The sequence below is a fragment of the Bradyrhizobium sp. CFUWI genome, assembly GCF_056429085.1.
In genome coordinates this window covers 1-1,381 of sequence record NZ_JBWJZE010000097.1, presented here as the reverse complement: position 1 = coordinate 1,381, position 1,381 = coordinate 1, and the positions used below count along the sequence as shown (strand labels likewise).

Annotated in this window: 1 protein-coding gene and 1 pseudogene; both read right to left on the bottom strand. The window is 56.8% G+C overall.

Annotated elements, in window-relative coordinates; genetic code table 11:
• Positions 1 to 117 precede the first annotated feature (117 nt).
• A pseudogene (locus AC066S_RS38825) lies at positions 118 to 381 on the bottom strand (transposase); the annotation flags it as partial.
• A gap of 88 nt (positions 382 to 469) precedes the next feature.
• A complete protein-coding gene (locus AC066S_RS38820) occupies positions 470 to 1,315 on the bottom strand; it encodes a nodulate formation efficiency C protein (protein WP_235884978.1) in 846 nt (281 codons plus the stop codon).
• Positions 1,316 to 1,381 lie beyond the last annotated feature (66 nt).

Below are 1,381 nucleotides of genomic sequence, written 5' to 3'. Positions count from 1 at the left end.
CACGCGCGGATCTCATCATGGCCTGGCCGCAACAGCGGCCCACTTGCAAGAGGCCGGATACATTTGTGCAGACTGCATCGTCCTCATTAAACGACCTTGCACGGGCGGGGCGGGTCATACATTTTTTGAAAGGAGCTCGCGAAGGGCGGCCGCATCGAGCATCTGCTCGGCCAGAAGCTTCTTCAGCTTCGCGTTCTCCTCCTCCAGGACCCTCAGCCGCTTCGCCTCGGAAACGTCCATGCCGCCGAATTTGGCCTTCCAATTGTAGATCGTCGCTTCGGAGACCCCGTGCTTGCGAGCTAGGTCGGCCGTCTTCGCTCCGACCTCATGCTCCTTCAACACCGCGATAATCTGCTCTTCTGTGAACCTTGCTCGCTTCATCTGTCCGTCCTTCTTCGGGCCGGACTCTAACTCCTACTGGAGGAAATACTCAGTGGCAGGTCAACGCTCGACGCATCGACAGCGAACGTCATTTTGACAACTTCTTCTTGCCCGCCTCGAACGCTTCCTGATCTTTCGGGTCGGCAAGCTTAAACCAAGAGCCGGGTGCATACGTGGCGATAAGCTTGGCAAAGAACGATTGTGGCTCCCAATCTTGCCCTTCGCGCTTCTCGAAAATGATGACTTCGTCGCGGGTGAAATAACTAGGTCCGGGAACATTGCAGTCGACCGAAAGCTCGACGCGCCACAGCCCGCCCTTCGCGGTTTGCTGCTCATCTATCCTCGGCGAGTAATGCACTCCAACCGGCTCGTCGATAGAACAGCGGCCACGCCGCAGAAGATCGCCCAACTTGCCCTGCGCGGTGGTTACGAAGTTGAAGTTGGCGGGATTATGCAGAAAGTGACGGTTCACGCCGCTTTCGTCGTTTGTCACTTCGTCCGCAATGAGCGAGAGTGCGAACGCTTGCCAGCCTAGTTCCATCGGCCTTGCATACGGCGCCACAATTTTCATTGTGCCATCGGGCGCCACCTCCCACGTGACCGTGTACTCTTCCTTTGTTTTATCGGCCCGGTGTTTGGCCCACGAAAAGATAACTGGCTCGCCCGAGTCGGTCTTTTGACCAACCTCCCATCCCCTGGGGATGAAGTGTGCTACCTTTGAGACCTTAGTGAAGATTTGCTCCGCTGTCTCACCATCCTGTGCTCGCCAGGTTGATTTGACCTTATCGATAAGCGTATTGTCGCTCGTACGAACACCCTCGCTCTTACCGGCCAGCCCACCCGGCAAAATGAACCATACGCCAAGGCCGACACTGAGCTGGTCCCGCAAATCTGAACAGCGCGATAAGTGGAGTTTCTGCCTGACGGCGGGCAAGATTGACCCGCGAATCAGGAGAGACGATGAGCAGACGAGCACGGCGGAACCACACTCCGGCTTTCA